General features: G+C 50.5%; 12 protein-coding genes. 4 read left to right on the top strand and 8 right to left on the bottom strand.

Annotated elements, in window-relative coordinates:
- Nucleotides 1-42 precede the first annotated feature (42 nt).
- Nucleotides 43-990, top strand: coding sequence for a 3-oxoacyl-ACP synthase III family protein (locus tag G499_RS0105320; protein WP_026999085.1), 948 nt, complete (start codon nucleotides 43-45; stop codon nucleotides 988-990).
- 174 nt (nucleotides 991-1,164) lie between these two features.
- Here the strand turns inward: G499_RS0105320 and G499_RS20925 are convergent, their stop codons facing one another.
- From G499_RS20925 to rseP, 7 genes are all read right to left on the bottom strand, one after another.
- Nucleotides 1,165-2,835, bottom strand: a complete 1,671-nt coding sequence (locus G499_RS20925; protein WP_051295931.1) for a PorP/SprF family type IX secretion system membrane protein — start codon at nucleotides 2,833-2,835, stop codon at nucleotides 1,165-1,167.
- A gap of 31 nt (nucleotides 2,836-2,866) precedes the next feature.
- Entirely contained in the window at nucleotides 2,867-10,000 is a 7,134-nt protein-coding gene (locus G499_RS18835; RefSeq protein ID WP_161627700.1) for an ELWxxDGT repeat protein, read from the bottom strand.
- A gap of 281 nt (nucleotides 10,001-10,281) precedes the next feature.
- Entirely contained in the window at nucleotides 10,282-11,157 is an 876-nt protein-coding gene (locus tag G499_RS22385) for a J domain-containing protein (protein ID WP_026999084.1), read from the bottom strand.
- A gap of 269 nt (nucleotides 11,158-11,426) precedes the next feature.
- Nucleotides 11,427-12,449, bottom strand: coding sequence for a PorP/SprF family type IX secretion system membrane protein (locus G499_RS0105300; RefSeq protein ID WP_026999083.1), 1,023 nt, complete (start codon nucleotides 12,447-12,449; stop codon nucleotides 11,427-11,429).
- A gap of 244 nt (nucleotides 12,450-12,693) precedes the next feature.
- Nucleotides 12,694-13,119 (bottom strand): GtrA family protein, encoded by a 426-nt coding sequence (locus G499_RS0105295; RefSeq protein ID WP_161627699.1) that lies wholly within the window; start codon nucleotides 13,117-13,119, stop codon nucleotides 12,694-12,696.
- A 74-nt stretch (nucleotides 13,120-13,193) separates the two neighbouring features.
- Nucleotides 13,194-13,718, bottom strand: coding sequence for a DUF6702 family protein (locus tag G499_RS0105290; RefSeq protein WP_154658320.1), 525 nt, complete (start codon nucleotides 13,716-13,718; stop codon nucleotides 13,194-13,196).
- 8 nt (nucleotides 13,719-13,726) lie between these two features.
- Nucleotides 13,727-15,040 (bottom strand): RIP metalloprotease RseP, encoded by a 1,314-nt coding sequence (gene rseP, locus G499_RS0105285; protein WP_026999080.1) that lies wholly within the window; start codon nucleotides 15,038-15,040, stop codon nucleotides 13,727-13,729.
- A 261-nt stretch (nucleotides 15,041-15,301) separates the two neighbouring features.
- Between rseP and truB the strand changes: the two genes are divergently transcribed.
- Both truB and G499_RS0105275 read left to right on the top strand, forming a co-directional pair.
- The gene (truB, locus tag G499_RS0105280; protein ID WP_026999079.1) at nucleotides 15,302-16,021 is read left to right on the top strand and encodes a tRNA pseudouridine(55) synthase TruB; all 720 of its coding nucleotides are present in this window, start codon (nucleotides 15,302-15,304) and stop codon (nucleotides 16,019-16,021) included.
- On the top strand, nucleotides 16,018-16,857 hold the full coding sequence (locus tag G499_RS0105275) for a CvfB family protein (RefSeq protein WP_026999078.1): 840 nt from the start codon (nucleotides 16,018-16,020) through the stop codon (nucleotides 16,855-16,857). The genes truB and G499_RS0105275 overlap by 4 nt, the downstream gene beginning before the upstream one ends.
- Nucleotides 16,858-16,865: 8 nt before the next feature.
- Here G499_RS0105275 and G499_RS0105270 read toward each other — a convergent pair whose 3' ends face one another.
- Nucleotides 16,866-17,780: a hypothetical protein gene (locus tag G499_RS0105270; RefSeq protein WP_026999077.1), complete on the bottom strand. Its 915-nt coding sequence runs from the start codon at nucleotides 17,778-17,780 to the stop codon at nucleotides 16,866-16,868.
- Nucleotides 17,781-18,022: 242 nt separating this feature from the next.
- Here G499_RS0105270 and G499_RS20920 point away from each other — a divergent pair, with 242 nt between their 5' ends.
- Nucleotides 18,023-19,999 (top strand): extracellular catalytic domain type 1 short-chain-length polyhydroxyalkanoate depolymerase, encoded by a 1,977-nt coding sequence (locus G499_RS20920; protein ID WP_051295929.1) that lies wholly within the window; start codon nucleotides 18,023-18,025, stop codon nucleotides 19,997-19,999.
- The last annotated feature ends 185 nt before the right edge of the window (nucleotides 20,000-20,184 follow it).

The following is a 20,184-nucleotide window of genomic DNA, read 5'->3' as shown; positions in this document are numbered from 1 at the left end:
TGTGCCCAATCAACAGAAAGCATTCGACTTAAAACTCCTATGATGTACCTTGTCCGTGTGTCGGGATATATCCCCGATGCAGTTGTGCCCAATGCACATTTTAGCCAGCTCAATGGCATGACCGAAGAATGGATACTGGAACGCACCGGTATCGAAGAGCGGCGCAAAGCCCAAGCCCACGAAAACACCAACTCTATGGCCGTGGAGGCTGTCCGCAAGGGGTTGGTCGACTTGCCTTTTGACCCAGCCGAAATCGGCCTCATCGTAGGTGGTACTTACACGCCCTACGACACCATCCATACCCTGGCTCACGCCGCCCAACACTTCCTCAATATCAGCGATATCCCAGTGCTTTCGGTCTCGTCGGCTTGTTCTTCTTTTGCCAACACGCTCGAAGTCGTACAAGGGTATTTTGCCATGGGCAAGGCCGAAAAGGCGCTCGTAGTCCTCTCCGACAACAACACCCGCTATAGCGATGAACGCGACAAAATAGGCGGCCACCTCTGGGGTGATGGCGCAACGGCGCTCTTCGTGAGCAAAACCCGCGTAACACCCAACGACCTCGAAATCATCGACATCCTCACCGGAGGTGCGGGCAATGTAGGCAAAGCCCCCGAAGGGGTATTTTTACGCCCTGCCCACGAAGGTTTTGTGATGCAATATGGCAAAGATGTATTCCTCAATGCCTGCCAATATATGGCCAAGGTTACACAAGATATTCTGGCACGCAACGGCTATACTACCAAGCAACTGAGCTACTTTGTCCCCCACCAAGCCAACCTACGCATCACCAAAAATGTAGCCCGAACCCTCGAACTACCCGACGAAAAAGCGCTTTCCAACATTCAATATCTTGGTAACACCGGCTGTGCTGGTTGTGCCATTGCTTTGTATGAGCATTGGGAGCGCTTCCAGACCAACGACCTCATTGCCGTAACAGTATTTGGAGGTGGATACTCCTATGGTTCTGTGCTGATGCGCAAGGTATAGCCCATTTTGAGGCCTCCCACTGCTGAGATTTTCGTAGAAAGTTAGCCCTACCCCGAGGCCGAAGATTCCCTTCGATACTGCTTCGCGGTCGGGCTGCTTGCTTATTGTGCCCAATGGTGTGTGGGCTATACCAAGCCATCCAAGTCTTGTATACTTGGATGGCTTTTGGAAGAGTTACTCATCGTTCTCGCCATCGTCGTCTTGGTCGCCTTTGGGTTTATCTTCCTCTTTAGGGGCTTCCTGTTTCTTCGCCGGATTTTGGAACTCAGGGTTGAGAATACGGAAGTCGATGCGGCGGTTTTTGATACGACCAAACTCCGTATCATTGCTGGCAATTGGCTGATTTGCGCCATAAGAAGCCGTTTCGATGCGGTTTGGAGCTACCCCTCGTTTCACAAGGTACTCTTTTCCGGCCTTGGCACGTCGGAGTGAAAGCTGCGCATTTTCGCGTTCATCCTTGGTAAGGCTACAACTGTGCCCCGAAATTTCGATACGCAAAGTGGGATATTTGCGCATAATCTCGGCAATCTCATCCAACAGTTCGGCAGTTGTTGTGTTGACGGTATCGGTCAGGTATGAGAAATAGCCACGGTAGTTGAAAAGCTCCAAGTCTTTGTCTGACAACAGCTCTCGGATACTGTTATTGTCTCCTTTGCCATCATTGCCATCATTACCCCCTGTAGTATCGGGTTTGATAGCGGCAAGTCGGTCTTCATCTGTGGGTGGTTTGATTTCGATAGGTTTGTCAAGAATGATTTTGCGTCGGCCAAACTTCAGACCTACCGTAATCTCCCATCGGTTGCCATTGGGAATGCGCAGCCCTTGGTCAAACGAGGGCAGATCATAGGCCAAGGCAATGAACATATCTCCACCGGAATTGTCTTTCCGCTTATCGTTCCACATAGGCATATGTACCTCTGTCGACACAGAAGCGTTGGCCGTAAGGGTATTGTACCAAGCCCCTAGGTTGAACTTCTTGTCCAATAGTTTGCCGCTTTGTGGTTGTATTCTGAAGAGCGACCCTGCGCTGATTTGATTCGCACCTCCTTGGCTTATCCATCGGGCATTAGGCATAACAGATACCAAGCCTGTTTTGAAAAAGCTGACTCCGGCAGTAGCCGAGAGCATCATCGGCAGGCGATCTACGCCCAGTTCGTTTTGTTGGCCAAAGCCAATAATGGCTACTTGTGGTTGGTTGATATTGCTGACCGAAAACCCGATGAAGGTTGTCATCTGCTCTTGGAAGCGGTCTTGGGTATACCAGAAGACCCCGGCATTGAAGAGGGGAAACATCGCTCGCTCATTGTCAAACTGCTCACCTGTAGGGAGTGTAGGGTCTACACGGCCAAACTGAAACTGCCTTCCGGTAGTAATGGCAGCAGTATTGATACCCCTCATAAAATAACTGGCTTGAGCACCTATACTCAGGTAGCTGTCTTCTACTACGGCCAAGCCATCGGGTAGCGGGATGGGGAAGTTGATTGCCAGCGCTCCGGTGATGCCATTGGTCTGTAAAATACCATTTTGGCCTGTTTGATCACTGATTACCCCAAACCCTACGCCCCCCCAGCGGTAGCTGGCTTTTTTGGCTTCATTATATCGAATCAGGGGCAACAATATGGAGGCAGTCGGCGACACAAAGGCCGCCCCTGTCCCTACGTTATATTGTTGGTAATTGAGGATAAATTGCTTTTGGTTCTCGGCACCTACCATAGCAGGGTTGGTTTGCAGCGGCGAGAGGTGATATTGCATATAGCGAATATCCTGCGCTTGCAAGGTACTTGCCTCCTGCCCAAAGAGCAGGAGCGCAAGTAAGATGAATAAAAAGAAGCTACGTTGTGTCATTAGGGTCAAGGTGTTTTGGAGTCATTGGAAGCTATCGCATCAATACAACACTACCGGATTGTGGCTTCATCGTACGTTCGTTGGCAAACTGTCCGGTAACTTTCCAGATATAAGTTCCAGAAGGCAGCGGCTCTCGGCTGCCCCCTACGGTGCTGGCCGTACCATCCCAACCTCCGACTGATTTTTGAATTTTTCCGATATCGTCTATGTCCTGCAATGTGCCACTGTTGCGGTCAAAGCGCTGTTCATAAACGAGTTTGCCCAGTCGGTCATATATCTGTACATTCACCCTTACAAGATTGTTGCCATATATCTCCAAGAGGTCATTTTCTCCATCGTTATTGGGCGAGAATGTGTTCGGAATAAATATATCATACACATTTACCTCTATCGTGAGGCTGTCGAAGCCGATACACCCTGCGCTATTGGTTACTTCTACCACATAGGTAGTGGTGGTATCGGGAGAGGCTTGCGGGTTGCGGGCGGTGGGGTCAGAGAGGCCTCGCGCCGGAGTCCAGAGGAAGGCCACCGCATCAGGAGCATCTGCGTTGAGGGTAACAGTTTCGCCACGAGTAATGACCAAATCCGGCCCTACATTGACTGGTAAGGTATTGAACTCTTCAAACAACTCGTAAGTACGCTCCGTAGTACAGCCGCCATCGTCTGTAATCAGCACACTATATACGCCGGCGGTAAGGCCGCTGAGGTTTTGTGTGGTAGCGCCATTCGACCATTGGAACACATAAGGCTCCTGCCCGCCGCTAAGGGTCAGCGTGATGGCTCCTGTAGGTGCACGCCCACAGATGTTGGTCAGCTGTGCGTCTACATTGGCTTCTATATTTTGGTCGCTGAGGGTCGCCGTTACTTGTACTCTAGGGCTGATACACTGTGGCATTGTAACAGCTTCTACGAAGTAGGTTGTCGTTGCGCTAATGTCTTGCGTGAAGAGCGTATCGGTTACTTGTGCGATAAAGTTATTACCCGCATCATACCAGTTGTAGGCAATGGCATTGGGTAAGCTGGCAAACATCCGTGCTCTGCCTGGGGTACAACGCAGGGCATTGCGAATATTGGGCGCGCCTGGTGTTGGCTCTATGGTGATGCGCAAGGTATCAGAGAATCCGCAACCGTTGCCGCCCACTTCGCTTACAATAATTGCGGCATTGCCTGCTCCTCCCCAGTTGACGGTGATTTCGTTGGTGCCTTGGCCTGCAGCAATCGTTCCATTGCCGTTGATAGTCCAAACAAAGGTGCCGCCGGTATTGGGGGTTTGATAACGGAACCCACCGGTATTCTCACAGACAAAACCTGGAAAAGCGCTATTGGCTTCGTTCAGTGCGGTAATATCAGGCGAAGGACTAGGCAGGATATTGGCCGTATATAACGCGCTCGTAACCGCACAGTCTGTCCCTGTTACTTGCTGGGTTACCTGTACATCTCCAGCCAAGCCTGTACCCCAAGTAACTGAGATTTGGTTAGTACCTTGGCCTGCGATGATAGTACCGCCATTGACCTCCCACTGGTACGAAGTGCCGGCTTGAGCCGGTGTGGAGAATTGGTAGGTGTTTTTGGCGCAGAAATCATTGCCTGGAATGGCATCTACCCTAGTTACTGCTGGTGTGGGCACATCGGCCAGCGTTACGTTGTAAGCCGCAGTAGTGGTAATACAAGTTCCGTTGGCAGAAGTTTCTTCTACCGTCAAGCTGCCGGTATTGTCTACATTGCTCCAAGTAACGGTTACTTGGTTAGTACCTTGGCCGCTGTTGATGGTTCCACTGCTTATTACCCAGTTGAATGTGTTGCCCGTGGCAGCAGTTTGGTAAGTTTGGGTAGCACCCTTACAGACCACTGTCGGGCCAGAAATATCTGGCACGGGGGTATTGTCTACATTGACATTGAAGCTAGTGGCTGTTTCGCAACCGGGGCCGCTGCGTTCGGTGAGCGATACTGTTTTGGCTCCGGCAGTCTGCCACATTACGGTGATACTGTTTGTGCCATCTCCGGCGGTGATCATTCCTCCTTCGGAAAGCGTCCAGGCATACGTGTTGCCTCCGACGGCAGGCGTACTATATACTTCTGCCACATTGGTACAGGCGTTGGCATCTCCCGTAATGACTGGTGTAGGTGTAGGCCTGATTTCTATTGGCAGCGGTGTAGTAGCCGTTACACATCCTCCACCTGCGGGGTTGGTCTCTTCTACGCTCAATGTGCCAGCAGGGCCTGCTCCCCACTGTACGGTTACTTGGTGCGTGTTTTGGCCACCAGTGATAGTACCTCCGGTGATGCTCCAGTTGTAGGTGTGTCCGGCTACATCAGGGGTACTGAAAGTACCGGTGCTATTCTCACATACGACTACATCTCCACTAATCACAGGTGCTGGCTTGAGTGTAACCTCTACGCTAATGCTGACGGTATCGGTACAGGTAGCTGCGCTGGCCTCTACCAGTCGGATGCTGCGTGTGCCGGTTTCTGTCCAACGCACGGTTACTTGGTTAGTGCCATCACCGGCGATGATAGTGCCTCCATCTACTACCCAAGTATAGGTATTGCCTCCGACGTTGGGCGTGGTGTAGACCAGCTCGTCAAGTTGACATGCCGCTGTAGGCCATGTAGCCGTACTAGGTGTTGGGCGTGGCGCAGCAGTTACGTTCAGCTGTGCGGCTATTGTCGTACAGCCACCACCAGGAACGCTTTCGGTCAGGTCCAAAGAACCGGTAGCGTTCGTCCATTCTACAGTGATTTGGTGTGTACCTGCGCCATCTACGATATTGCCACCCACTATTGTCCAGTCATAAATATTGCCGGGGTTGTTAGTGGTGCTATATATGGTGGGTGTATTGGTACAAGCAACAGTAGGGCCTGCAATGACCGGAGCAGGTACACCGTTGATACGAACCGTAAGGGTATCGCGCCCGATACAGTTGGTGATGGGGTTGGTTTGCTCTATCATCAAGCGGATTTCGTTGACAGCGCCCCAATCGATGGTCAGCGAGTTGGTACTTTGCCCAGCGACGATTGTTCCGCCTCCGTCCAGAAGCACCCAATTGTAAGTATCGCCGCCCACATTGGGTACAGTGTACACTTGTCCGGGAGTATTTTCACAAACGACATCCGGCCCTGTAATGGTGGGCAGTGGGGTATCGCCAAGGGTTACGTTGAAGTTGGCCGTACCTATACAAGTAGTACTTCCGTTGGCGCCTTCCACCACTGAAACCTCTCCAGTGCCGGCAGCAGTCCATTGTACAGAAACTTGGTTTGTTCCTTGGCCTGCTACGATATTGCCGCCCACTACTGTCCAGTCATAACTATTGCCTGCCACAGCCGGGGTGGTATATACCAAAATATTCTGCACACAGCCAGTATTGTCGCCAGTGATATTGGGTGTAGGTAGGGTGTTGGTAGCCACGGTAATTTCGGGGCTGGTCGCATCACAGTTGGTGGCATCAATAATTTCCCTAACAGTTACTGTGCCGCCTGTAGGCCCCCAGTCTACCGTAATCTGGTTTGTTCCTTGGCCGGAGGCAATCGTTCCCCCTACTACTGTCCACTCAAAAGTACGTCCGGCAGCATTTGGGGTGCTATAGACAATACCGGTAGCACTGGTACAGATTTGGTTGTCGCCAGTAATGACTGGCGCGGGCACTTCTTCGATGGTAGCGGGAGCTGTTGCAATGACGCCATTACATCCAGCAACCGCCTCATTGATAATGCGGACATAGAAGTTGGTGCTGCTGCTGATTTCGGGGCTTACAAAGGTATTGTCTGCGGCATCGGTAGAGGTTTTGAGAATAATCGTTCCGGCAGCATCTTCGTACCACACATATTTTTCTTGCCCTGTTGCGCCGGTGGCAGTCAAGGTAACTGCGCCAGGGCCACAGCGTAGGCCGGAGGCGGTAGGCGTAGCCGGCGTAGGGATGACCGTAACCTCTATTGGGATGCGCTCACTCTCACAGACTCCTTGTAAGGAGACAAAGAAGGTCGTGTTTTCGGTTACGCTGACGGTAATGGTGTTGCTGGTTTCTCCAACGATGAGGGTAGGCGTTCCGGCCACATCTCGGTACCAGCGGTAGGTGCCATTGGCACCCCCAGAGGCCGTCAGGGTTACATTACCCCCGCCACAGCTAGGGTCTGGCGCGAGTCCGGCAACGGGAGGGTCAGGTTTGGAAATGACAATAGCCGCAAAGTTAGAGGGTTGTTGACACAAACCCGCCTGTACGATAGCCCTAAACATCGTATTTTCGGTGATGTTGAGTGTACCATCGTTGTAGTTGAGGGTAGCGCTGGTTTGGTTGATGTCTATCCACGTTTGGGCAAGGCTGAAATCGGTAGTGCGCTGCCACTTGAGCACTGAGGGCTGCATGGTTCCATCAACGCGGCGTGCTGTCAGCGTTCCCGGTGTATTCAAGCAAATGACTCCTGCACCGTCTACATATCCCGCCGCAGCATTTGCCACCAACAGGCGCTTGAGCTTTTGGTTACGCCCATCAGCTACAAAGACATTTTGGGACAAATCTGCATATATCCCATTAGGCATATTAAAACGCGCCGCAAAAGCAAACCCACCAGCGGCATCACCAGCCCCTGCCGCACAAGTACTAGCAGCCAAGGTAACTTGATTACCTTGGATACGGCGGATGACGTGGTTACTGCGATCAGCAACAAAAATAACCCCTCTAGGGCCTACGGATACACTGGTAGGGCGGTTAAAGCTTGCCGCACTACCGACTCCATTAGCACAGCCCTGTACTTGTCCGGCGATGGTTGTAACCACCCCTGCCGGAGTAATGCGTCGGATACGGTTGTTGAAGCGGTCGGCTACGACTAGGTTGCCGTCGAACCCTACGGCGATGCCTGTAGGAAACCAAAAGCGGGCATCGGCTCCGGTACCGTCAGCAAAGTCTGTTGCCCCGCTACCGGCTAGGAGGGTTGTATTGCCATCTGGTGCTATGCGTTTGACTTTGTGGTTAGACATATCGGCCACATAAATGTTGCCACTGGCATCTACTGCCACATCCGAAGGGCGGCGGAAGCGTGCTGTGGCAGGGTCACCCAACACATCACCTTCACTACCAGGCTGGCCATAGGTTAGAATAGGGGTTGCACCACCGGCGGCAGAAAATACTCTGATGACGTGGTTACCCGACTCGGCTACGTAGATGTTGCCAGCAATGTCTACATCGATCCCTCCGGGACGGTTGAGGCCAGTGATAAAGTTAGCGTTATTTACTGCGCCTGTGGCCTTGTTGAGGCGCTGGATACGCCCATTGACAATATCGGCAATATACAAAAACTGTTGGTTGGGCGAAGCCGCTATCCCTACCGGAATGTCTGTAGCTTGACCGGGGTCTGAAGGTGGGTTTTCAAAAATACCCGGGGCAAAGGTCGTATGATTGGCTACTTCATCCACACTGCTAGATCCCCCCGGTAAAATTGTTACTTCGAACGAAGCTCGGATAATACATCCATTAAAGCCTCCCGGGAGATTATAATTAATCAAGTATGTGCCCGGGGGGGTAATACCCACATTGATTTCCCCAGTCAGGGAGTTGGTGTTGTTGCCTGTGTCTACAAAACGTAAATTGGCATCGGTGCTACTATATACTCCGCCGTTCAGTCCCGGGTCCGTTACGGTGAGGTTGGGTAGCGCATTGCCCGCTCCTTGACACAGTACATCAGAAGCATAGGTCAGGGTGGCGCGAGGGCAAGGTACTGAGTACCAAAGCTCTTTTCCTACATTGGCATCAAGAAAGCCATTGAAGTAAAACCCTTGGGTGAGCATACTGACAATCTCTGTAATCTCACCGCCCACATTGGGTGTTGGGTTTACATCCTTAAAAAGCCGCGTACCGGCCTCTGTACCATCACTAGTCCATAGTTCGGCTCCGACAGTCCCATTGTTGGCCACAAAGTATAAAGTGCCATCTACATTGGTCAAATTACTGGGGTTAGACGAAAAACCTCCTGGAGCAATATCCCTTACCAAGAAAGTACCGCTGGCCGTACCATCACTGACCCACAGCTCCCGACCCAAGGGGTTACTTGTAGGGCCTACCGCGTCTGCTGCAAAGAACAAGCGTCCACCTACAGCGGCAAAGTTACTGGGGGCTGAACTGGCCGTTCCCGGAATCAAGTCTCGAACCATCACCGTACCGGTAGGTGTGCCATCGCTACGCCAAAGCTCTGCACCTGCGGCGGGGGTGCTGGCGCTAAAATACAGGATATTGCCCACGTTGATAATGCCACTGGCGGTATTGAACTCAATGGGGCTGACCTTTATTGTACCGGCAGACGTGCCATCGCTGCGCCAAAGCGCCTGTCCTGTGCCATCATTGGCTACAAAATAACAAAGCCCATCTTTTTCTATCAGGATGCTACTTTCGGGATCTTCGGTAAAAGCGCTTTGGGGTCCCGGGCGAATGTCCCTGACCATCATTGTACCGGCAGCCGTACCATCGCTAACCCACAGCTCGCGCCCATTGGTTGCGTTACCATTATTGGCCGTAAAAAACACCCTGTTGCCTACACGAGTCAGCCCAAAAGGGTCTGCGTTTTGTGTACGGGGCGCGGGAGTAGTAGGATTGGTATTGATATTGACAATCGGGACTGTTCCCCCTACAGTGCCATCCCCTCTAAATAATGTTGTACCTGTAATACCATCATCTGCCACAAATATCAACAAGCCATTGACTACCATCATATCCCTCGATTGGGCACTAGGTATGGTAGATGTAGGCTGAACAAGGTCTTTCAATAAAACTGTGCCTGCGGGTGTTCCATTGCTGCGCCACATAGCCCCTGCTTTGGTCGTGCCATTATTAGCAAAAAAATAGCATTGTCCTCCATAAAAAGTAAAAAACCTTGAGCCGGAATTATCACCACCGGGGCGTATATCCCTCAAAAAAGTGGAAGTAGTTTGTATGGCGGTATGCGGCTCAGTACCAAACTGCCCAACTGACCCTGCCAATGCATTGAAGTACAACACTCCATTGACATTGGTTAGCTGTGAAGGGCCGCTGCTCACACCGGGGAGGTCGTTCACGTTGATGAGCTGTGGTTCTTGGTGTTGGGCTTGTAATAACTGAACAAGCCCCGCCGGCCATAACAGGCCGAAACAAAGAATCATTTGGAAAAACCACTGGGGAAGTATGAAGCAATGCTTTTTCATCTGAGTAATTGCAATAAAATAATCTAAGTATAGGTACAGTGGGTAGGTATTGTAAGGTATTTGCGATAAGCTCAATAAAAGTACCATTTTGTGTTTTGGCGGCAGCCATCGAATTTCTTTTGTCCTACGGGCAGTTTTCTGGCTGTTTTCGACGGGCAAATACTTGATGCCTTGGTTTGAGGTACTTTGCTTTTATACGCTAGGTCGAACAAAGGTAATTGCTTGTGATGAAAAATCATTCATGAGTTGTGTCAGGTATTTTATCGACTGGTATTTTTTTCTTATCGATAAACGTCCGAACATATCAGCTCAATGTATTTTTGTGCGTCTAAAACTTGGGCTTTGGCAGCCCTCATCATATCATTACAAACCGAGGTATCGGCATATCCTAGGGCATACTGGCTTCGGGCGCGGTAGTAGTAAGCCTCTGCATTGTGGGGTTGTAGGACAATCAACTGGTTCAGGTATTGGTGCGCTTCGGTGTATTGGCGGGTATGGTAGGCCGAGAGCGCGGCTTTGAACAAAAGCTGCGGGCTGGGCTGGTCGGTATACTCAATCGCCTTTGTGTAGGCTTTCAGCGCATATCGGTAGATTTGGTAGTTTTCATAATAAATATCCCCCTCTAGTTCGTGTGCGGCGGCATATTCAGGATAAAAATTTTTGGCGCTATTTAAGTAGCCCAAGGCCTCATCATAGTTGCCGCCGGCACGTGCCTCTTGCGCATCTGACACATTGAGCCGAGCACTGTAGCGGTTCATCCAACCATGAAAATATATGGCAAATACGATAAAGAACAACCCAAAAACAACTGTCAGCTGATACCATCGCTTTCTTGCACGCTTGGTCAAAGGTTGTGTCTCATTATTGGCGGAGGGCGGAGTATATGTTGGCGGGGGCGGAGTATATTCGGGATAGACAGGGCCTGGTGAGGTTGCGGCAGCCGGAGCAGTGCCCAGTAGGTCATAGATCCACTTCTTGTGCTCATCAGAAAGAGTCTGATATGCCTCATTGATTCGTTTGAATTGCTCCTCGGCGTGCGGGCTATCAGGATTGCGATCAGGGTGATATTGAAGCGCCAAACGCTTGAAGGCTCTCTTGATGTCTTCTGCTGAAGCTTGGCGGTCAAGTCCTAATATTTGGTAATAATCTTCTGCCACGACACTGGGTATTATGAATGGTGGAATTGGGTTTTGCCATTTGATGAGCGAAACTCTGCCCAAGCAGTATTAGTTTGGGTAAAATATAAGCCTATGGCCAAGGAGACTTTTAATGGCCTTAGCCTCTAGATTACAAAAAGGCTGAATTTTGGTATGAATATATACACTAAACATCATTACGCATCAATAAAATCAAATCCAGTGCATCCTTAAATCAATCTTGGTATATGTTTTTGAACAACTAGCGTTTATTGCCCAAGCCCACAGTATTAGAAAGAAGGAAAAGCCACCCGTCCTTTTTTGCGTTTTCGGGGGTTGTAGCTCATACTGCTGCCGTGGGGGTAGTTGAGGTCGAGGCGTAGGGTAAGTTCGTGTGCGCCGCCGGTAGCGCGTGCCAGCCTCCCCACAGGGAAGTCATAGCTATACAAAAAAGCGAAGTCTTGGTATCGGAACCCCCCAGTGATGACGGCGGCGCTCCAGCCCTGCCCCCCTATGGGTACTCCCCTGTAGCCTAAGCCCATCAATACGGGCGACAAGCTTAGGTTGGCGGCCAAGTCAAGCTGCTGCATATCGCCTTGCCGGGCATAATAAATCATCGGATGTAGGCTGAAGGCTTGGTCATCGGGGCCATAGCTATCAAAATAGATTTTGTAGCCCATCTGTGCCGAGATGCGCATCGGTAGAAAATCAGCCCTTGTACCTAGGCCATAGCGCGGTTGGTTCAGGTGGGCGGCTGAAACCCCAAACCAAAACTGTGGGGTGTAGAATACCGCCCCTGCCGAGAGGTCAAAATAATGGAGCGACAGATCGGCAAAGTTTTCTTGTGAATCTTGGTTGATAACGCCCAAAGCACTCAGTTGGTCGCCAAAAACTAGCTGTAGGTAGTTGAGCGTGCGGTTGCCATAAGCAGCTTGCATTCCGACATTGACGGCGGCTTGGTCTCCGACCTTGAGCGTGTAGGCATATAACAAACCTAGGTTTATAGAGCGCACCCCGGCGCTGCCGGCCTTGTCGAAGCTGGCCAATACGCCAAGATTGCTGCCTGAGTGATGAAAATTATGGTCATAAGAAACAGTATAGCTGGCAAACTCTCCGGGTAGGCTGACCCACTGTGCACGATAGTTGAAAAGCATCCGCCCTTCGTCGGCTGTACCCGTAAGCGCAGGGTTGAGATAGAGTGGAGAAGCATAAAATTGAGAAAAATGCGGGTCTTGTGCTTGTATGGGGGCTTGATAACTTGCCGATATATACAAACACCAACATAGGCAGCAGAAGGTATATGCTTTTTTCATAGGTAAATTGGGCAGCTTCGTTTGTGCGATAACGCGCCAAAGGTTTGTTTTGAGGTATAAGCGCTTGCCTAAAATTGTCTTCGCGCCCTCCCAGCCGGTTATTTTTGGCCTATACTGCGTTGAAAATACCTGCTTCTCACCTCGTTTAAGCACAAAAGTTACTCGCTTGGAGAGCCTGGTCAACAGTTTGGACAAGTTCTAAGCGCTCGTAAAAGTACAAAATTCGTGCTACCTATGTTAGGCTCTAACTCTTGAAGACGAGGTATTTTTTGGAGAAGAAGTTCCAAATCACCACCAAGCCTATGGCCAACACCTTAGAGAGTTTATAGTCAAGGCTGAGCACGTCCACACAGCCCCACATAATGAGCTGATTCAACCCCAGGCCTACCACGGCCATCAGGGCAAAGGCCGTAAATTCGTAGCGTTTTTTGGAGTACTTGTTAGATTCGAACACCCAGCCCCTACTCATCACATAGTTGAGCACGACAGCAGCCGTAAAGGCAATGGTGTTGGCTAGGTACATATCCAACCCAACCCATTCTACCAAACCTATCAGGGTGGTAAATTCCAGCGCCGCACACGTAACTCCTGCGATGACAAAGCGCATCACTTGTTTGGTAGTTTGGCGGCTGAAGTCGAGTGTTAAGATGTCTGAGATGACTTGTAACATGATGGACGATGGTATTGTGCGGAATAAGGCGACAAAACTACTAAAAATCAGCAAATAACCATTTGTAATCAAGATTACCATTGTAAAGTTTGTGTGCTTGGCTTGCCGGCCTTGAACACATAGGTTTTGGTGCTGCCTTGGCGGGTTTTGACATTGGCCATATTGACTTGGTCGTCAAAGAGCTCAAACATCACCTTATAAGTCAGCGATAAGTCTTTGAAGTTGCCCTTGTAGGGCAGCTCTACATACAACCATACCACCTCTGCGGTAACCTCCTTGCCTACCCACTGCCAAAGGCCTAATTTTTCCTTATTGGAAGAGAGATAGCAGTTTTTTTGTACATAGGCCAAAAGTGCCGCATCATGTACCGTGCTTTTGTTGCTAAGGGTAATTCGGCTATTGGCGGCTTTGGGGCGGATTGCGTCCTCCATATCGTCCGTAAACACCCGAAGGCTCATCTGAAAAGCCTTAGACTCTGGGCTGTAGGCTATCTCGGCCATACTGGCGTGAAAATCGTGTGGTGGAACAGCCCCCTCTGAGGGGGTTCCATTCCACCACCATGCTGACAACAGCAAATAACTATACCAGAGTGTGGTCATAGGCATGTCTAGCGGAAGATTTTGGCGATGTCTACATAAAAAGCAAAGACCATCAGCGACAAGAGCAAAATCATCCCTACTTGTTGAGCAGTGCCCATAAACTTGTCAGAGGGTTTGCGACCCGACACCATCTCGAAGAGGATAAACATCACGTGGCCTCCATCGAGCGCGGGGATAGGCAAAAAATTCATAAAAGCCAACACCATCGACAGCGCTCCGGTAATACGCCAGAAGCGCACCCAGTCCCAAGTAGCGCCAAACATCTGCGCCATCAAGATAGGCCCTCCGAGGGAGTCTTCGGCACGCAGTTCGCGTTTAAAGATTTTGCCAAAGGCCCTGATTTGGTCAGCAATGATGCCAAAGGCAGCCGTAGCGCCGTGGGGTACAGATTCCCAAAAGCCAAAGTGGGCTGTTTCGACCGGGCGGTCTAGGTCGGCGGCAAATCCGATACGACCTTGCTCTGTAACTGTAATTTGAAGCGTATCGATAGTATTTTTGCGGCTAATGGCCACATTGACTGTTTTGCCGGCCTTGTCGCTCAGCGCTTGTTGGACATCCTGAAAATAGACAATGGGCATCTGATCGATGGCCGTGATTTTGTCTCCGGCCTGCATACCGGCGGCGGCGGCAGGGCCTTTGGGGTCTACTTGACCTACACTAAACAAGAATCGCGGCTCTACAAAGGGTCCACCTAGTTTTTTGCGGCTAAGTTGGCCAATGAGGTCATTGGGGATATCAATGCGCAATTGCTCTCCCCCACGCTCCACGGTATAATAAGCGCCGGAGCCAAGCAAGACATCGCGGCTGGTGATATCATCGAAGCGTGTCAGGGCTTTCCCGTTGACAGCTACGATTTTGTCGCCTGTTTTGAGGCCTATTTCTTGTGCCAATGAGGAGGCCACAATGCCGTTGTCCATCAAGCGGGCGGGGTAATACTGCTCGCCTAGCCAGTAGGTAAGGCCTACAAAAATGATGATGCCTGTGATGACATTGACGATGATGCCCCCCATAATGACTATCAGGCGCTGCCAAGCAGGCTTGGAGCGGTACTCATAGGGCTGTGGCTCTTTGTCGGCAAACTCCTTGTCCATCGACTCATCTATCATCCCCGAAATTTTCACAAATCCGCCCAAGGGTACTGCGCCGACGGAGTATTCGGTCTCTCCCCATTTAAAACCGGCAATTTTTGGGGGGAACCCAATCGAAAACTTTTCGACACGCATACCGAAAGCCTTGGCTGCCAACAGGTGGCCGAGTTCGTGTACGCCTACTAAAATGGACAAGCCCAATAGGAGCTGTCCCACCATAATCAATATATCCATACGTGATTGCTTACAAACTTTTGTGGGTACTTGGGCAAAACTTGCCAGTAAGTGGATGATGTTGAAAGAACTGTTCAGAAAACGATATAGCCTAACCGGATGTTTGACTAAATCCCAAAGGTACGGCAATTATCGTTTTTGCAAAAATGAATGGGTAAAAAAAGCGTAGATACTCCCTATGTTGGGGGGGCTGCTACAAGAGTAAGGAAGGTCTCGGGCTTTTTTTGTTACCTTTGTGCTTGATTTTAGCCCACCTCCCTCATGACAACCCTGCCCAACTTTGCCGAAGGCGCTTGCTTGCTCATCGACAAGCCGCTTACTTGGACATCCTTCGATGTGGTCAACAAAATACGTTATGCCCTCCGCGCGCACACCAACCAAAAACACAAGGTAGGCCACGCCGGCACGCTTGACCCACTGGCCAGCGGCCTGCTCATTATCTGTACGGGCAAAATGACCAAGAATATTGAAAGCTACCAAGCGCTCGAAAAGGAGTACACCGGTACGATTGTATTGGGCAAAACAACGCCTTCTTATGACCTAGAAACCGAGGTAGACCAAGAGCTACCCATCGACCACCTCACAGAAGCACAGGTGCGGGCGGTGATTCCACAGTTTCTGGGCGAGCAAAGTCAGCTGCCCCCTATGTTTTCGGCTGTCAAAGTAGATGGTAAACGCCTCTACCAACACGCCCGTAAGGGGCAAGAAGTACAACGAGACCCCCGCCCTATCCATATCTATAGTTTGGAATTTACGCGCATTGCCCTGCCCGAGGTCGACTTTAGGGTATGCTGTTCTAAGGGGACTTATGTCCGCACCCTCGCCCATGATATTGGGGCTGCGCTAGGTGTGGGGGGGCATTTATCGGCGCTGAGGCGTACGGCCATCGGCGAGTTTCGGATTGAGCAAGCCCAAGCCCTAAACGAATTTCTGGAAGCTATCGGCAGCCGCCCATCACAACCCAAAAACCCAACGCTTTGATACAACTAGGCAAATACAACCATCTCGTTATCAGGAGATTTACTGATTTTGGCGCATACCTTTCCTTGCCCGCCCATACCCAAGACCCTCTCCAAGAAGAGGTCCTGATTCCTAAGCGCTACCTCTCTCCTGAGGCGGCCATCGGCCAAGAACTGAGGGTGTTTGTCTACACTGATTCAGAAGACCGCCCTGTAGCCACTACCGAAACCCCTACCGCCCAAGTAGGAGAGCTGGCCTACTTGCCTGTAGTAAGTACTTCTAGGCTAGGCGCTTTTGTGGATTGGAACCTAAGCAAAGACCTTTTTGTGCCCTTTAGCGAGCAAAAGCGCAAGTTTGTCAAGGGAGAATACTATCTGGTGGCCATCTATCTCGACACCCAGAGCAACCGCCCCGTAGCCACAACACACCTCAACAAACATCTCCAGCCTTGTACTTTGGACGAGGGGGATGAGGTCTCTATCCAAATTACGGATACTACTCCTTTGGGTTGGCAGGTGATTATCGAGCGCCAATGGCTGGGGCTTGTTTATGAAAATGAGGTTTTTCAGCCGCTGCGACCCGGACAACATACCACAGGCTTTATCAAAAAACTACGTGAAGACGGCAAAATCGATGTGGCTCTTCGCCCACAAGGTTATGGCGCTATAGAAGGCGCAGCCAAACAGCTCTACCAAGCAATCGTAGCCAATGGTGGGGTTTTGTATCTGACAGACAAGAGCGCCCCCGAAGAGATTTATCAGGTATTGCAGATGAGCAAAAAGGTGTTCAAACAAGCTGTTGGGGCTTTGTATAAACAGGGCGCTATCCGGCTGAAAAACGATAGAATAGAGCTATAGTACCCCATTTATCGTGTCCGCACATTGACCACAGCCACTACCTCTGCGTCAATCAATAGTTTGACCTCATAGCGAGGCAGGGTATATTCTGAGGCATCAAAGGCAAACTGTAGGCGGTGTTCGCCACGTTTGCTTTCGGGGTTGTGGTAGATTTCGCGCACCAGCCGCCCCTCTTCATCAAACATAACGAGCTGTACCACGGAAGTCGCCCCCAACTGATAGCGCAGCTGACCGCTGATTTTACGCTGGGGTGGTTGGCTAAAGCTAATTTGTGTTTGCTCATTGAGCGCTACCTCAAACGGGCGGTGGCTGCCCGGAGCGGTTTGTGGGAGGGGTTGCCCTGTCAGTTCGGCAGTGCGTATGCGCAACTGTTGGGCAATGTCGCCGCCATTGGCCAAGCCATCAATGCTTTCTAGGGTGTGGGCATCGCTTACAGCCCAGAGGGCGTGTTGCGCCTCGCTGTGCTTGTGATAGCCCTGCTCATCGATATAGTGTGCCAAAGCCGCTAGGGCTTCGTGATTGTTTTGTGGGGGGGCTTCGTCTTGGTAGGGCTGATAAAAATCCTTATCCGAAGGCGCGCTCTTGCTGGCTTGAATACACATCGCATAGGCCAGCACCTGCACACTTGCCTTGCCCGAAATCAGCACTTCTTGGTGGCGGGTGATGATAAGGTCTTGCACGCCGGGGTCTTGAGAAACAAACTGCATACCGGGCGTAATTTGAATTTTGAGCGGCTTTTTGCCCGTATTTTTCAAGTATAAGCGCAAGGGGCGCAGGTAATGTGTACTGGCAGCATTGCCTTGTGCGCGGAGCTCCACATACTTTTGCGCCAAGGCTTCGCCCAAGGGCATAGCCTGTTGGGCTTGGGCGATACTCCAACCGCAAAAGCTCAGGAGCAGGCTCAATAAAAATCGTAGTTTCATAGGTTTTACAGACTTAAGCAAGACGCTTTTGGGCTTAAACGATTTTGCCAAATAAAAATTATGCGTCCCAAGCTTTTTATACAAAAAAAAATGTTTTTGTCTTATTCTAGCAAACGTTCACTTGATAAAATAGTACTTTCACCTCACAGAATAGCACGTTCACCATAAAACCACAGCATCACACCCGAAAAATCCATAACATTGTTTGAATTGTAACAAACAACCTCAAAACCCTGATGCTCATGAAAACGGTATGGATGCTTGTATTGATGCTGTGTAGTATGCCTTTATGGACTTATGCACAATTGGTTACGGTCAATAATTTTGGCTCTAACCCCGGCAATTTGACTATGTTTCGGTATTCACCCGCCGGGGTACCTGCGAATGCCCCGCTCGTGGTGGTGTTGCACGGATGTACGCAGACAGCAGCGGCTTTTGCCAACGAAACCGAATGGAACAAGCTAGCTGACACATATGGCTTTCACCTAGTTTATCCAGAACAAAAAACGGCCAATAACTCTTCCCGTTGTTTTAATTGGTTTGAGAATGGCGACATCTCACGGGGGCAGGGCGAGGCACTGTCTATCAAGCAGATGGTAGATTTTATGAAAAACAACTTTTCTATCGATGCTTCCCGCGTATTTGTTACGGGCTTGTCTGCCGGCGGAGCGATGACTACCGCAATGTGTGCCGCCTACCCAGAAATATTTGCTGCTGGCGCACCAATGGCTGGCCTTCCTTATCGTGCAGGAGTAGGCACTACGGCAGCCTTTCAGGCGATGTCGCCAGGGGTAGACAGAACGCCGCAACAATGGGGCGACTTGGTACGCCAACAATTTCCCTCTTTTTCGGGAAACTACCCCAAAATGGTCGTTTTTCACGGAAGCCAAGACTTTACCGTCCGCCCGATGAATATGATAGAAATTGCCGAGCAGTGGACTAATGTCGCCGGAGCCAATGCAACTGTAAACATCACCAATACCAATTTTGACGGGGTGCAGAATGTTACACGGCGTGTATACCTAGGCACCGACGGCCAACCTGTGGTCATTACCTATGAGTTGATAGGTATGGGACATGCCATCAGCGTCAACCCAGGCAATAGCAACCCCAAACAGGGAGGACAAACAGGGGGCTATTCCGTCAACAGGGGCTTTTGGTCGAGCTACTGGGCGGCTGATTTTTTTGGACTGCTAGGAGCTACTCCAACCCCTACTGCGCCTGCTACCCCTAGCAACCTAGCGGCGGCAGCGGTTTCGGCTTCGCAAATCAACCTTACTTGGGCAGACAACAGCAACAATGAAGATAATTTCGTGTTAGAGCGCTCCACCTCTGCCACCACAGGATTCGCCGCCATCGCTACCCTGCCTGCCAATACAACCAGCTTCAGCAACACCGGTCTGAACGCCAACACTACTTACTACTACCGCGTGCGAGCGGCCAATGCTGGCGGAAGCTCGGCCTTTAGCAACACTGCCAGTGCTACTACCCAACAAGCACAAGTACCCCCAAGTACCTATACCATTGCCCAACCAAACGGCAATTTCTACCTCAGCACGCTCAACAACGTAAACACCGGACAATCTATCACTACCTTAGGTGCCGGGCAGGTTACACAAGTCAAATTCCGATTGTACAGCGCCATCAACAATTCCACACTCCATATTTATGTAGGCAATACCGTGTCCGGTTCGCCTGCTTACAGCCAGAGTGTCAGTACAAGTGCTGGCGATTGGCAGACTTTTACCCTCAGTACGCCCTTCGAGGTCAGTGCCAATACCCAATATACCATTATCCTGACCAATGCTTCTGTGGCCTACACCAATAGTAACGCATACTCAGGAGGGCACCTATGGTACAATACCATTGCCTACACGGTGTTTGATGCTGCTTTTGAGATTGTCATCGCCGGAAATACTCCGGGAGGTGAAGCTGCGATGATGGCAGCCATCCCCCTAGCCGATGCGCTAGACAACCCCTTGGCCGATTGGCAGATTTACCCCAACCCTTGTAGTGAGTTTTTGCGCATCCGCCTGCCTGAGCACGAAACAGAGCGCTTTGGGGTACAAATCTACGATAGCCGGGGGCGGCAAGTACGGCAACTTCAGGCCTCTACCGATGCCCCTATTGACCTGCGGCAATTGCCCTCAGGAGCATATCAGGTCATTATCCAAACGCCTTATCAAACGCTTCGCCGTTCTCTTATGATTCAACGATAAGTGATTTGACTTTTTGCTGTAGTATCATCAACAGGTATTTACCCCACTTTCAGACAATGGAGGTGGGGAAATAAAAAAACCACCCTCGAAGTAGAAAGCGGTTTTTCAACGGTATTGATTCCCTTGCGAGAGGAATGGGTTGTGGTTGAGGAATAATAACTGCTTGAAAGGATTTGGTAGAACAA

The sequence above is a fragment of the Eisenibacter elegans DSM 3317 genome (assembly GCF_000430505.1).
Lineage (GTDB): Bacteria > Bacteroidota > Bacteroidia > Cytophagales > Microscillaceae > Eisenibacter > Eisenibacter elegans.
Note: the sequence above shows the minus strand (reverse complement) of the source record. Positions and strands in the feature narration are given on the sequence as shown.

Bases quoted from the DNA above. Each gene is read 5' to 3' on its own strand.
- G499_RS0105295 (WP_161627699.1), bottom strand. From the start codon at position 13,119: ATGTTACAAGTCATCTCAGACATCTTAACACTCGACTTCAGCCGCCAA.
- G499_RS0105290 (WP_154658320.1), bottom strand. From the start codon at position 13,718: ATGACCACACTCTGGTATAGTTATTTGCTGTTGTCAGCATGGTGGTGG.
- G499_RS0105300 (WP_026999083.1), bottom strand. From the start codon at position 12,449: ATGAAAAAAGCATATACCTTCTGCTGCCTATGTTGGTGTTTGTATATA.
- rseP (WP_026999080.1), bottom strand. From the start codon at position 15,040: ATGGATATATTGATTATGGTGGGACAGCTCCTATTGGGCTTGTCCATT.
- G499_RS20925 (WP_051295931.1), bottom strand. From the start codon at position 2,835: ATGACACAACGTAGCTTCTTTTTATTCATCTTACTTGCGCTCCTGCTC.
- G499_RS0105270 (WP_026999077.1), bottom strand. From the start codon at position 17,780: ATGAAACTACGATTTTTATTGAGCCTGCTCCTGAGCTTTTGCGGTTGG.
- truB (WP_026999079.1), top strand. From the start codon at position 15,302: ATGACAACCCTGCCCAACTTTGCCGAAGGCGCTTGCTTGCTCATCGAC.
- G499_RS18835 (WP_161627700.1), bottom strand. From the start codon at position 10,000: ATGAAAAAGCATTGCTTCATACTTCCCCAGTGGTTTTTCCAAATGATT.
- G499_RS0105320 (WP_026999085.1), top strand. From the start codon at position 43: ATGTACCTTGTCCGTGTGTCGGGATATATCCCCGATGCAGTTGTGCCC.
- G499_RS20920 (WP_051295929.1), top strand. From the start codon at position 18,023: ATGAAAACGGTATGGATGCTTGTATTGATGCTGTGTAGTATGCCTTTA.